Consider the following 13,164-nt stretch of genomic DNA (forward strand, 5'->3'; position numbering starts at 1 on the left):
CTTAACGATGTCAGTCAACGTCGTGAGATGGAACAACAATTAATTCAACAAGCAACTCATGATTCACTCACTGAATTACCTAACCGAGTTTTATTAATTGACCGTGTGGATCAAGCCATTTTACAAGCAAAGAAAAAAGGTTCTCTGTTAGGCTTTTTATTCCTTGATCTGGATCACTTCAAAATGACCAATGACACTTTGGGACATAGCATTGGCGACCGATTATTACAGGCGGTGTCCAACCGCTTGCTTATTGCTACGGATGATTTTGATACCGTTTGTCGCTTAGGCGGCGATGAATTTGTGATTTTACTACAAGATGTTGCAACTGAAATGCAAGCCCAACAAAAGGCAGAAGAAATTCTCACCTCAATCTCCAAACCCATTCAGATTGATCAGCACAATTTAAAAGTGACTGGCAGCATAGGCATCAGCTATTTCCCTAAGGATGGTGATGATTATGAGTCCTTAATGAAGAGTGCTGATTTGTCGATGTATCATGCCAAAGACAGTGGTCGTAATACGTTCCGCACCTATGATAAAGAAATGAACATGCGCATCATTAATCGCATGCAACTTGATAATGCGCTACGTGATTCCCTCAGGAAAAATGAATTTCATCTGGTGTACCAACCCTTTATTAATTTAACGACGAATAAAATTATTGGATTTGAAGCTTTATTACGTTGGCACAGCCATATTTTAGGCAATGTCCCACCCAATGATTTTATAAGCATGGCCGAAGAAAATGGCTTAATTCTTGATATTGGTATGTGGGTTTTACGAGAAGCATGCAGCCAACTCGTGCGCTGGCATGCTCAAGGCTATGATCAGTTAACTGTCGCAGTCAATATTTCTGGCAGACAATTCCGTCAAGTTCATTTATCTGAAGTTATTGAAAAAATCCTTCTTGAAACAGGCTTGCCCGCCAAGTTCCTCGAATTGGAGCTTACTGAAAGTTTGCTTGTTGATAATGTAAAACATGCGGTTGAAACCATGTATGAGTTAAAAGACATGGGCGCCAAATTAGTCATTGATGATTTTGGTACTGGCTATTCCAGTCTATCGTATCTCAAGCAATTTCCAGTTGATAAATTAAAGATTGACCGCTCATTTATTAGTGAGCTAGTCAATCGAGAAAATGATGCCGCCATTACACGTGCAATCATCAACTTGGGCCACAGTTTAAATTTGGAAGTACTCGCTGAAGGAGTAGAAACAGATTTACAACGTGAATTTATTGTGCAACATGGTTGTGATTACGCCCAAGGCTATTATTTTGCAATGCCACAAAAACCTGAAGAATTAAGTAATTTTATTATAGCTCACATTTAAAGTCTCTTTCTTTGAGGTATCCTCACCTTTTTGAATTACAAGAGTTTTTAAAATCACTATTAAAAACAAGAATTAATTCTGCAAGCGCCGACTTAACAGTCTAGCTTATGTTTGCTTGATTCAAACTATCCTAACTTCAGTGCACAGTACCTCTGTCATCCGTTTAAATTAAATTTCCGGCTCTTTCTCAAACCGGTATGATTTTTGCTGGTAAAAATTATGTTGTGATATATTAAGAGTTTTTATGTTGAATTAATTGATTTAAATAAAAAAAACAGTCGTAGCAATTGTGTCTAAGGTGATTTAGGTACCGGTTGCGCTATTGGAAAGCTCAACGCCCACACAAGTGGGAGAGAGGCAGAGGTGAACGAATCCCTCATCCGCCCTCTTCACCCTTATAGGGAGAAGGGATATTTTCCTAAATAGCCATATCATGCGGGTATATCCGGTTGTTTTATACAATCTGGATTTTATCCCTAACCTCACCTATGGCTGCGATCGTTCTAAGGAGATTGGAATGAAAGAAGTAACCATTATTGGTTCGGGTTTGGCTGGGACCTTACTCGCACTCTATTTGGCAAAAAGAGATTACAAACTAGAAGTATTTGATGCACGACCCGATCTAAGGCTCTTGCTTGCAGATGATGGGCGCTCAATTAACCTAGCATTGTCATGCCGTGGTATTACTGGCATGGAAGGTGTGGGTATCATGCCGCAGGTGAAAAAACTCATGGTGCCTATGCGTGCACGTGCGATACATGAGCTTGAAGGAGCTGTTAAATTTCAATCGTTCGGACGACATCATAATGAATACATTAATGCAATTCAACGCAATGAACTCAACATGTTATTGCTTAACGAATTAGAACAATTTCCTAAGGTAAAACTCAATTTCAACACGAAACTTATTGATTTGGATGTGGATAAAAAAATTGCCACTTTTGAACTACAAAATAGCAGCTTCTTAAAACACAGCTATGAGCTTTTAATTGGTGCTGATGGTGCGGGTTCATGCGTTCGGGAACAATTACAGGCAAAGCATTTGGTGCATGCATCACGTACGTTTCTACCTTATGGGTATAAAGAGCTTTCCATTGGCGCGCCGTCGCAAAATCGCCTCATTCACGAGCATTTACATCTTTGGCCTAGAGATGCCTTTTTATTATTAGGCAATCCCAATTTGAACCAGTCAATTACAGGTTCCTTATTCTTGCCCTCTGAAGGAAAAAACAGTTTTGCTGAACTGGAAAATGAATTGCAAATCAATACTTTTTTCAAAGAGTCCTTCCCAGATGCTTATGCGCAAATGCCCAACTTACTTACAGAATTTACGCAACATCCTACCGGAAATATGAGTACTATAAAATGTGATCCTTGGTATTACCAAGATCAATGCCTATTAATAGGGGATGCGGCGCATGGCGTAGTCCCATTTTTTGGTCAGGGAATGAATAGTGCGTTTGAAGACTGTCGTATTTTGAATGAGCTGCTGAATCAATATCATGATGACTGGATGCAAGTATTGCCGGCATTTTATCAATCAAGGAAAGTCAATACTGATGCGGTAGCACAAATGTCTATGGATAACTTCCATGAAATTCAAACCGACATCAGAGACAAACAATTTAACTTAAAGAAACAACTGGAACATGAATTAATGCATCGATATCCAGAGGATTATGTTTCAAAACACGTTTTGGTAATGTTTACCAATACCCCATATGCTGAAGCACAAGCGCATGGGGAGTTACAGGCAAAATTTTTAAACAAAATATGCGACAAAGTGGAGCGAATTGACGAGATTGATTGGAATAAAGTAGAGAAAGAACTTAAACAATATGACAAAAAATTGGCATAATTAAGCTGAATTTTAAAGTAAGTTAAAAAATTCAAGGGATTGCTTTGTCAAAAATTTGACAAACAGGTGATTTTTTATTCATTTTTATTGGCGGACGTGCACTTTATTGCTGAAAAAGAAAGTCTAAATACTCATTTTTCAGGTTATTTGCACAAAAAAGAGAAAAAAAGTTGGTATGCGGCATGCATTGTTAAAACTGTCCAACAAATTATTCTCATGGAGATGGCTATGAAAATCATACAAGATTATATTGATTCCAAACAACAAGAATTCATGAATCATCCTTTTTTTGAAATACTTGAACAATTAAACAGCTTACAAGAATTGAGCTACTTTGTTCCTGAACTGACCTTTTGGGCTATGACCTTTCAAGATATATTAAGAATAAACGAAGAACGAGTAAACGACCCTTATTTAAGAAAAGTTGCTCGTCATCACAGACTCGAAGATGCTGGCCATGAAAAATGGTTCCTGCATGATAAAAAATATATGGAAGCAGTGAATATTGATCCAACAAACGATACAAATGATGTAAGTTGGCTTTATAGCAAAGAAACTCAATTAACTCGTGATGCCGCCTATGCTATTTTAGCTGAGGTGTATAAATCAAATGATGAAATTCTCAATATTGTTCTCCTTTTAACAATTGAATCATCAGGACACGTTTTCTTTGAAAAAGTTTCCAAACAAGTAAAACAAACAGGCGAAGATAAAAACCTCAAATATTTCTCTTCATCACACTTGGAAGTAGAAATGGCTCATGCCTTGTTTGAAGAAGAAATGGAACGCTCTTTGTTTGCAAGAACAGTACCAATCCAAACTCGACGCGAAGCATTAAAAATGATAGACCGCTGCTATGATGCGTTTAACAAGATGTTTGATGGATTGATTATTGCTTGTAATCGAAGACTCGAATTGGCAAAACAAAGGAATCATCAAGATGCCGCAAATAAAGAACCAGTGGAACTCATTTCACATAAAGCAGTGTAAAAAAGCGTTTGGACAAGCGGTGCTCAGCGATGAGCACTCGCTTTTTTTATTTCAAGAAGATTTTGGCAAACTAATACACTCTAATCCTGTTGCAGTCTTCGAACCTAAAACCATTGTAGAAGCCCAAGCATTGATACGCTATGCCCATGAGCATCAATTGCCGATTACTGTTCGTGGCAATGGCTTGAGCCAAAGCGGACAAGCGCTTGCAGTTCCTGGTGGACTAATCTTAAGTATGAAACACTTTAACAAGGCCTCAGAAGCTGATGCCGATTCGATCTGGGTCGAAGCCAATACCACCTGGTCTTCTTTATTAGAGCACTCGTTAAAACAGTCCATGGTTCCTTATGTGCTCCCTCATAATTGTAATTTATCCGTTGGTGGGGTGCTTTCTGCTGGGGGAATAGGTGCTGCATCATTCAAATATGGCAGCGTTGTTGCACATGTAAAAGCCTTAGACGTGATGCAAGCCAATGGAGAAATACTACAAACAGAAAACAAATCGCCGCTCACGCAAGCGTGTTTGGGGGGCCAAGGACGTTTTGGCCTTATCACTAAAGCGTGCATTGCATTAAGACCTTGTTTAAAAAATGTTAGAACCTTCTTTTTACTTTATTTAGATAAGCAACAATGGCTTGATGACTTGCTTTTGTGTCAAACAAACGCTGATTATGTGGAGTCCTTTTGCACACCCGCAATACAAGGGGCAAAACTATCAGAAAAAGGCCGTTTACCTTTTGCGCAGTGGTTTTATGCACTGCATGTCTCTGTAGAATATGATAGCGAGCTTCCTGATTTTACTCACTGGGGATTAAAGCCTTGGCAACTCCTACATATCCAGGATGAATCCATTCAGTCTTATTTACATCGTCATGATTCACGCTTTAATGCAATGAAAATGACGGGCCAATGGGAGCTGCAACACCCATGGTATGAGTGTTTTATATCCGCTGCACAATTGGAAAATCTGGAAGAGTTATTAGCAACTTTACCATTACACTATGCTACCGTAGTCCATATTGCACGCGTTGCTCCGCTTGGCCCTAGTGGATTTTTCCAACTTCCCAAAGACAAAGAGATTTTTGCACTGATGATCCTGAATCCAGGTTTGCCAACAGCATTAATTCCAAGTTGTTTGGAAACTATTAAACGCTTGGATGCACTCTTGCTCCCCCAAGGTGGCAAACGTTATTTGTCTGGATACTTAGGTGATACCCCGGATAAAACATTTTGGCAAAATCATTTCGAGGAACGGTATGATGCGTGGATGCAATTAAAAGAACAGTATGATCCACAACATATTTTTTGTTCGGTGCTACATCCTGAATAATGAACCGGATGCTTTGTAACCTGGGTGAAGGTGAAGGCAAAGCCGTAACCCGGGATCGCAAGATTCATTCATGTTCGCAAACCCGGACTCCGTTGCACTGCACCCAGACTACATTGACGTCTTAGGTTTAAACTCCATCAAAGTAAATAAACTATTTGTTGGATAACTGTTTTTAAAGGTAAATCCTGTGGGCTCAATTGATTTTTGCCATTCAGATAAGGTCCGTTGTCTGCCACCTAATAAAACCATCATCACCAGATCCATCGTTTTATTGGGATGAGGTTTATTGTCATCGGGCATGACTTGTTCCACAATAAACAAAGTAGCATGTTGAGGCATTTGTTGTGCGCAATTCTTTAATATTTTATGCATCATTTCATCATTAAAATCATGCAAAACGCCTTTAAATATATAGGCATCTACTTGCGGTATTGTCGCAAAAAAATCCCCCTCTTGTAGGCTAACTTTGTTGGAAAAAGCATGGGGATCCAATTGGCCAATCACTGCCGGGGTGTCAAAAAGAATTGCGGTTAACTCAGGATGTTGGGCAGTGATGGCTTTTAAAAGTCCACCGCGTCCACCACCCATATCGACTATGCTGGAAAAAGTAGAGAAATTGAATGCACTACTAATTGCCTTTTCATCATAAGAAGATAGCTTTGCCATCCCTCTATCAAAATTTTGTTGTTTCTCTGGGTGTTCGCTAAGAAAACTAAAAAAATCATCGCCATGTTGTATTTCAAACGCAGGCGTTCCAGTCTTAAGACTGGTATCTAATTGCGAAAAGGCTTGCCACCAAATATCATCAACCATACATAACACATCACGCATGGAATGAGGATCATCATCCCGAAGCGGATTGGATAATTCAGTCAACGAATAAAAACTATTATCGAAATTAAATAGATTATAACTCGTTAGAAATTTTAATACTCTATCCAATAATTCGGGCTTGCTTTCGGTGAGTTTGGCCAACTCATCAATTCGTTTAGGTCCAGAGGCAAGATGATTTGCAATACCTAATTTGGCTACAGCATGTAACGCTCGTGAAACCACATACCAGCGTGACATGATTGCTAATTGAATATGAGGTGTGTCCATTTGAGATTGCATTTTATAATTCCTTTTAACTCAGTTTAAATTCTGTTTATTCGTCATCCCGAACGTCGCGAAGGATGGCATAGGATAGCAAATCGTGAACAGAACTTATTTATTATTTGTTAATTAGATCAGAAAGTTAAGTGTTTTTTTATTTAAATTTATCCCCAAAAAAAAACGTACGCATTGATATAGAACTGTTCTCAATTCCTTCATAAATAAACACCAGTTCATCGTCATTGTGTGTTGCGCCTAAGATATAGAACAAAGGATAATAATGATCCGTTGTTGGCACACTCAGTTGTCCTGCAATTGTATCACGATAATGAGTACGCAACGCGACAAAATCCCTGGATATGAGCTTTTCTTTGATCCATTCGTCAAACTCAACTGCCCAATCATAGGGTTTTGATTTACATTCCCAACTAATTTTAGAAAGGTTATGTACTAAATTGCCACTACTGATAATAAGAATGTCTTGTTCTCGTAGCAATTGTAATTGCTGGCCAATTTGATAATGAAACTCTTCGGGTTGTTTTAAGTCGATACTCAGTTGAATAATAGGAATATTCGCACGCGGATACATATGCCGCAGCACAGACCAAGTTCCGTGATCCAATCCCCATTGCGTATCATCAAAATAAATTGGGGTTTTGCTGACAATCCTTTGAATCAATTCCGCCGTTTCAGGAGAACCAGGAGCTGGGTATGAAATATCAACAAGCTTTTTGGGAAATCCATAAAAATCGTGAATCGTTTTGGGATGAGACATATGAGTGACCCACGTACCTGTAGTTAGCCAGTGTGCTGAAATGCAGACGATTGCCTTGGGTTGCGGTATTTTGTTACCTAATGCATGTAAACTCAATGTAAATTTATTGGTTTGCACGGCATGCATAGGGCAACCATGGCCGATAAAAACCAATGGCATTCGCGTTTTTCTGTCTAAATTATCCATAACATCCATGATAAGCACCGCTAATCAGTACTCGCCTAGTATCAATATTAGTTCAAAAAAATTGCAGCGGTTTAATTTTCAACCCTAGATATTGCAAAAAGTGTCAATTCGATTTGGTTGTCTATTGGGAGTTAAAGGACTATCCATCGCAATTTTACTATGTTCAACTAATAATCACTTAATCCGGTTTTCATATAGTTCGCCATGTATTAATTAAAATGATGGTGATCAATTATGTGGTATGTGGAAATAATGAGTAAATTATTACAGGTCCTTCCTACAGAGAACAGAGAGGATGGAAAAATTTTTTTAAATAACCTTTTTTTCCATGCAGGCATGGTAACAGGACCTCAAACGGAAATAGAATTTGTTCTAGGTCTTATTGAGAAATCATTTTTAAAGTTTGAGGAGAACGCACCTGGCTCAGTCGCTTTAAGCGAATTCTGCAAACATATTTTTGGACTCATGCTACTCTACAGTAAATCCAGTACCGATAATGCTATTTGGAATGAGGATTTTATTCCAGCATTAGAACAAGGCCAAATGACGCGCTTTTTAATTGAGGATGCGAAAGAGCGAGCCAAAACACCATTGCTTAGACTTCTTCGTGATATTGAAATGGATGCCATCGCCAGTCTAAATCACAAGGTTGATATTAACTTCGCTCATTTAAGGCTCATTTTCAATAAATATGGCACCGAAAAAACAGCTCAATTTTTCTTTAAAATTTACGCGCCAGAATTAGATAATGAAGACTGTAACGAAGGTTTTAAACAACTCGTCCAAGATGCAAAAACATTTGTTGAAAAGCAACCGCCGATTGTCCCCCAACCGTCTCTGGCTAAATCACGACGATTAAGCATATTTCAGTCAATTACAGAGCATCGTGATAAAACCGTTGCTAACCACGAAGACTTAAAAATACAGCATCAATAAATTCCGGGACATATGAGGTGTTAGGTAATCGTTGACAAAAAAGGCACTTGTAGGCTGGGCTGTTAAGTCCAGCATGTAACAATGCCAATAATAATTCTTTCTTAAGACCAATGGATAAGCACTTGTTCATTGGGGTTCCCGTGAGGTTTCATAATGGAACTTTGGAGAATACGAATTAACTCAGTAGATGCTGGGCTTAACAGCCCAGCCTACAGCTATTGAGCTTTGTCAACGAATTCCCTAACACATCCTGGGATGACAACACCCTTCTTTCTTGTAAAAAATGTGTCTCATACAAAACATGTTATTATGGGGCTCAGCTCAGATAAAGAATAATCATGAATAAAGCTCAATATAAAATTGTGACCCTTACTGCGCTTGGCGGTGCTTTAGAGTTTTATGATTTTACGATTTATGCGCTCTTTGCCTCCTACATTAGTCAGAATTTTTTCACAAACAACAATGCGCTTATTGGATTAATCAATACTTTTGCCGTCTTTGCACTGGGTTATTTGGCTCGGCCTATAGGTGGGGTGGTATTTGGGCACTTAGGTGATAAATTTGGTCGAAAATCTGCTTTTTCGTTAGCTGTTTTTATGATGGCAACAGCAACCCTGCTTATGGGGTGTTTGCCTAATTATCAATCCATTGGCATTGCCGCCCCCATCATCCTCATTGTTTTACGTCTGCTTCAAGGCTTCTCTGTGGGCGGTGAAATTCCGGGAGCTGCAGTATTTACGATAGAGCACATTCCTCAAAAAAAACATGGATTTGCTATCGGCCTGGTATTCATGTGCATCACCCTTGGCAATAGTCTGGGCGCCTTAGTAGGATTTATTCTTACCTCCATATTAAACCAAGAGCAAATGATGTCGTGGGGCTGGCGCATTCCGTTTGTGATTGGATTTGGTTTAGGAGTTATTAGCTATATTATTCGCAGACAATCGATTGAAACCCCTGTTTTTCTTACTATGGCAAAAGAAAAAAAACTACATCATCAACCATTTTGGGGACTGTGGACTTTATCTTGGGAAAAATTATTGCGTGCATTTTTATTCACCGCGGTCTCTTCTAGTATTATCTCACTGTTTTTGTATTTACCCGCGTATCTTACCTCTATAGTCAAACTCACAATCACACATACCTATTTGATTAATTTAGTAAGCTTTTTAAGTTTTGCGATACTCACTGTCGTCTTTGGTAGCTTATCTGATCACTACAATCGTAAAAAATTACTGATAGCTGGGGCCTTACTTTTGATTTTATCCTGTTATCCACTTTTTTATGGACTCAATCATTTGGGTGAATCCTTTGTTTGGGTTTTCACATTATGTTTTGCTTTGTTTGGAGCCATGATCAATGGCAGCTACGTAGTCCTTATTAGTGAATCATTCCCCGCACATTTACGTTACTCAGGGGTTGGATTCAGTTACAGCCTTGGCATCGCATTATTTGGGGGTATTGCCCCACTTGCCTTTACGCAACTCATCCATATCTTGGGAGCACCTGAAGCGCCGGCACTATACATCTTGGCATGTTCTTGCTTCACCCTCATCGCTATTTTGCGTTCGGGTCATTCAGAGCAAAAACCTGCTCCCCTGCAAGGCAATGAACAGGCCAATCTTTTTTAGTAAGCGCATTCACTTCGGTATAGTTCTTTAATTACTACGTTCCGTGGACAAGCCACAGGACATAGTAATTGGGTGGGAAGCATTCTATAGATGTAATGCTGTTGCCAAGGCTGTTTGTTCTTCTACTACAATTTGTTCTTGCTGTGGGCGTTTAAAACCTCGTTGTTCAAGACCAGATGAGTCTACAGGAATGATTTTACCCCAATGACTGATATGAATATTTTGTGCCGGATGGGATTTAGCAAGTAATAGATTCACGACATCATTTTCAAATCCTACTGGACCACAAACAAAGATGGAGGTTTCAGGCTCAATTGCTTTTGTTTTTAAATGTTCTGAAACACGGCCTGATTTAAACCGATGGTCTCGTTCTTCTGTAAATGTAATATAGTGTTGCTCATCCTGATTCAGCTTCAAAACTAACTTTGGAAATGGGAGATCTGCAAGCTGTTTTGCAGAATAAATAACCGCGACCTCTTTTCCTTCGCATATTAAATTTTTATACATGTTTCTCATAACCGATTCTGCAGAGCCTGCACAAATCAATAATACTTTTTGCCCTGTGGGTTTAAATTCATTACCACAGGGAGCATCAATATCAAGATGCGAATCGATTAGGCTTTCAGAAAGACAATTTTTAGCTCCTTTTTTCATCAATTGACTGATCTTAATGTACGAATCACTTTTAGCAGATGCAATCGCTAAATAAATGGGTTTGTTACCCCCATGAACAACCACGTATTGGCCATTTCCACAATCTTTTGGACTAACACCTTGCACTTCTAAACTATAGACTTCGCTTTCTCCGTGCGTTCTCTTTTCTTTGATTGTCGCTTGATGATGTAAGCCCATGGATAACCTCTAATTAAATTGAATTGCAATAAATAACGATATGTCGTAAACGATTTCGCGACCTCCAAGTCATCGAAATGTCCACTGTTTGAGATGTTTAGACCGCAACCGCCTTGTATCTGGCAGCACGCCTTTCACAAGGGCTCCAGGCTAAAGAAAGATTTTTTATCATCACTTTTTGGGGACTGATCAAAAAATCGCAACCTCAGAGCTCTGTATTTAATCCTCCCTGAGAGCGCATTTATTATACAAATAGTTTCTTAACAAATTATTATGTAACTGAAAAAAAGCCGTGAGGTGCACGAAGATGGATGTGTATCTGAAGTGATAAGTATGGGCATAGAAGCCCATACCATGAAACAGTGATCAAACTACTCGGCTAATGCTACAGGCAGCATAGCCGCATGACTCAAGCTTGCTATTCTTACGCCAAAAGCAACGAGTAATCCGCCCATAATTTTAACAATATAATACTGCAAACGATTCAAGTTGGTTTTGACATACTGATGCGTCAGCATATATGAAAGGCCGGAAAACCAAATCATGTGAATTAACGCGATTTCTACCCCATAACCTAACTCAGTAAAAATAGAATGGCCTGGTTTTACAACTAAAGTGAAGAAAGCCAGTAAAAACATAATCGCTTTGGGATTTAAAAGATTACACAACAAACCTTGGTTAAAAGCCTGCAAGCCAGTAATCGAATGCGTTGCATGATGAGCATCCAGTTTCATCATTTCCCGTTTGGCCAATAAGCTTTTGATACCAATATAAATCAAGTACGCCGCCCCCAAATATTTGATAATACTAAACGCAAGCAATGATTGCGAAATAACAATCGCCAACCCTAAAATACAATAACTTGCATGAATTAAAAGACTTACTGAAACCCCAAGGGCCGTATAGATTCCTACTCGTCTTGAATAAAGTAAGGAATTTTTAGTAACCAGGGCAAAATCAGGACCAGGAGAAATTGCCGCTAACAGAATCAACACGCTTATCGATAAAAACTCTTGCACAATATTCTTCCATAGAATCATAAAAATATAATTATAACATGAAACTCATGACGCGAACGTGAGCGTCAATGAAAGTAATCGTATCAAGATTCTCTTTTCTTTTTTTCAGCAGCAACTAAAGACTCATACCACTGCTGATCCTTATTATCTCGATAATATGTGGTGAAATTTTTATCCGCGCTCAAGGATTGCTGTGCGTAGGCTTCTTGAGTTAAGGAACACTGAGAATCAAAAATGGAGCCAATATGCTCTGCAGTATACCGTGACGCATCTTTCCCACCATGGCCATCATAAATCCCTATCAAAAAGGGAGCAGATGGAGAAAGTGTTTGTACGGCAATTGAAATATTATCTTGTGAACCCGATGCCAGCGCCTCATTAGCGAGCGCTTTTGCTAATAGATGTTCCTGTTGTGTGCTGACAAATGATATTTTATTGAAACAATGAAGAAGCCATTGTTCATGTTCTTTCTGGGTCTGCGAAGCTAAAGGTTCGGTAAAACCATCACACGTAACAATAATTTGCACTTTCGCTACATGTTCTGCAGCAATATCGAGATATGCATAAATTTTATCGAAAGGATTGATGTCGATACTCGCATCAGCACAAACGACTTGGGCATTAAAGTCAAAATCGCCGATTGCACGCGATACTGCCAACTGACCGTTGATGCGATCAAAAAAGACAACACCACCAGCACTTTGTATACGATCTAACTCAAATCGAGGATGATGAATCATACTATTTAAACGCAACACCCCGACCAACTGCTCCTGCGTATCATAAACCACCGCAAAAGAAACTGAATCGGCTAAAGTTGCGGTAATTAACGTGCCTTGCCCATCATATACCGTAGTTGATGCTGTAGTACCTCCATGTATAAAGTGATGACCTGAACGATTAACCAAGTGATAACTGGTCCACAAACGACGACCAATTTCTGGAGGGGCAAGCAAATTAAAATGATCTGGCGTATACCAAGAGGCAAAGGCAGCATCTTCTTGGCTTGGACGCGCGCCCATAGTCTCATATAAACCGAAACCATGCTCTTGCACCCATTCACAAACATCAATCCCATCATGCGGCAGTGATGTAATTTGCTCAATGCGAGTCATACGCTGTCCTTATCTATAACCCCCTGTAGAACTATAGCATAA

Annotated in this window: 11 protein-coding genes; 6 read left to right on the forward strand and 5 right to left on the reverse strand. The window is 39.2% G+C overall.

Annotated elements, in window-relative coordinates; translation table 11 throughout:
• The 4 genes from BGO44_RS17425 to BGO44_RS17440 form a co-directional block, all read left to right on the forward strand.
• Positions 1–1,335: putative bifunctional diguanylate cyclase/phosphodiesterase (locus BGO44_RS17425; RefSeq protein ID WP_286823456.1), on the forward strand; the 1,335-nt coding region annotated here is incomplete at its 5' end.
• 517 nt (positions 1,336–1,852) lie between these two features.
• Complete coding sequence (locus BGO44_RS17430; RefSeq protein WP_273201205.1) at positions 1,853–3,193, forward strand: FAD-dependent oxidoreductase; 1,341 nt, start codon at positions 1,853–1,855, stop codon at positions 3,191–3,193.
• 228 nt (positions 3,194–3,421) lie between these two features.
• Positions 3,422–4,183, forward strand: a complete 762-nt coding sequence (locus BGO44_RS17435) for a hypothetical protein (protein ID WP_273201207.1) — start codon at positions 3,422–3,424, stop codon at positions 4,181–4,183.
• On the forward strand, positions 4,134–5,513 hold the full coding sequence (locus tag BGO44_RS17440) for an FAD-binding oxidoreductase (protein WP_273201209.1): 1,380 nt from the start codon (positions 4,134–4,136) through the stop codon (positions 5,511–5,513). Before BGO44_RS17435 ends, BGO44_RS17440 begins: the two co-directional genes overlap by 50 nt.
• Positions 5,514–5,621: 108 nt before the next feature.
• On the opposite strand, the gene BGO44_RS17445 is transcribed toward BGO44_RS17440, so the two are convergent.
• Both BGO44_RS17445 and ygiD read right to left on the reverse strand, forming a co-directional pair.
• Entirely contained in the window at positions 5,622–6,626 is a 1,005-nt protein-coding gene (locus BGO44_RS17445) for a methyltransferase (RefSeq protein ID WP_273201212.1), read from the reverse strand.
• A 136-nt stretch (positions 6,627–6,762) separates the two neighbouring features.
• Entirely contained in the window at positions 6,763–7,578 is an 816-nt protein-coding gene (gene ygiD, locus BGO44_RS17450) for a 4,5-DOPA-extradiol-dioxygenase (protein WP_273201214.1), read from the reverse strand.
• A gap of 243 nt (positions 7,579–7,821) precedes the next feature.
• Between ygiD and BGO44_RS17455 the strand changes: the two genes are divergently transcribed.
• Both BGO44_RS17455 and BGO44_RS17460 read left to right on the forward strand, forming a co-directional pair.
• Positions 7,822–8,505 carry a hypothetical protein gene (locus BGO44_RS17455; protein WP_273201216.1) on the forward strand — a complete coding sequence of 228 codons (684 nt, stop codon included), beginning with the start codon at positions 7,822–7,824 and terminating at the stop codon, positions 8,503–8,505.
• Positions 8,506–8,843: 338 nt separating this feature from the next.
• Positions 8,844–10,136, forward strand: a complete 1,293-nt coding sequence (locus BGO44_RS17460; RefSeq protein WP_273201219.1) for an MFS transporter — start codon at positions 8,844–8,846, stop codon at positions 10,134–10,136.
• A gap of 84 nt (positions 10,137–10,220) precedes the next feature.
• Here the strand turns inward: BGO44_RS17460 and BGO44_RS17465 are convergent, their stop codons facing one another.
• The 3 genes from BGO44_RS17465 to BGO44_RS17475 form a co-directional block, all read right to left on the reverse strand.
• The gene (locus BGO44_RS17465) at positions 10,221–10,988 is read right to left on the reverse strand and encodes a ferredoxin reductase domain-containing protein (protein WP_273201221.1); all 768 of its coding nucleotides are present in this window, start codon (positions 10,986–10,988) and stop codon (positions 10,221–10,223) included.
• A gap of 371 nt (positions 10,989–11,359) precedes the next feature.
• Positions 11,360–12,007, reverse strand: a complete 648-nt coding sequence (locus BGO44_RS17470; protein WP_058510501.1) for a LysE family transporter — start codon at positions 12,005–12,007, stop codon at positions 11,360–11,362.
• Between the two features lie 83 nt (positions 12,008–12,090).
• Complete coding sequence (locus BGO44_RS17475; RefSeq protein WP_273201223.1) at positions 12,091–13,122, reverse strand: PP2C family serine/threonine-protein phosphatase; 1,032 nt, start codon at positions 13,120–13,122, stop codon at positions 12,091–12,093.
• Positions 13,123–13,164: the final 42 nt, after the last annotated feature.

This window comes from Legionella sp. 39-23, assembly GCF_001897665.1.
Lineage (GTDB): Bacteria > Pseudomonadota > Gammaproteobacteria > Legionellales > Legionellaceae > Legionella > Legionella steelei.

What these genes read in the sequence shown, in the direction of transcription:
- BGO44_RS17430 (WP_273201205.1), top strand. Translation starts at nt 1,853, where the DNA reads ATGAAAGAAGTAACCATTATTGGTTCGGGTTTGGCTGGGACCTTACTC.
- BGO44_RS17435 (WP_273201207.1), top strand. Translation starts at nt 3,422, where the DNA reads ATGAAAATCATACAAGATTATATTGATTCCAAACAACAAGAATTCATG.
- BGO44_RS17440 (WP_273201209.1), top strand. Translation starts at nt 4,134, where the DNA reads ATGCCGCAAATAAAGAACCAGTGGAACTCATTTCACATAAAGCAGTGT.
- BGO44_RS17445 (WP_273201212.1), bottom strand. Translation starts at nt 6,626, where the DNA reads ATGCAATCTCAAATGGACACACCTCATATTCAATTAGCAATCATGTCA.
- ygiD (WP_273201214.1), bottom strand. Translation starts at nt 7,578, where the DNA reads ATGGATGTTATGGATAATTTAGACAGAAAAACGCGAATGCCATTGGTT.
- BGO44_RS17455 (WP_273201216.1), top strand. Translation starts at nt 7,822, where the DNA reads ATGAGTAAATTATTACAGGTCCTTCCTACAGAGAACAGAGAGGATGGA.
- BGO44_RS17460 (WP_273201219.1), top strand. Translation starts at nt 8,844, where the DNA reads ATGAATAAAGCTCAATATAAAATTGTGACCCTTACTGCGCTTGGCGGT.
- BGO44_RS17465 (WP_273201221.1), bottom strand. Translation starts at nt 10,988, where the DNA reads ATGGGCTTACATCATCAAGCGACAATCAAAGAAAAGAGAACGCACGGA.
- BGO44_RS17475 (WP_273201223.1), bottom strand. Translation starts at nt 13,122, where the DNA reads ATGACTCGCATTGAGCAAATTACATCACTGCCGCATGATGGGATTGAT.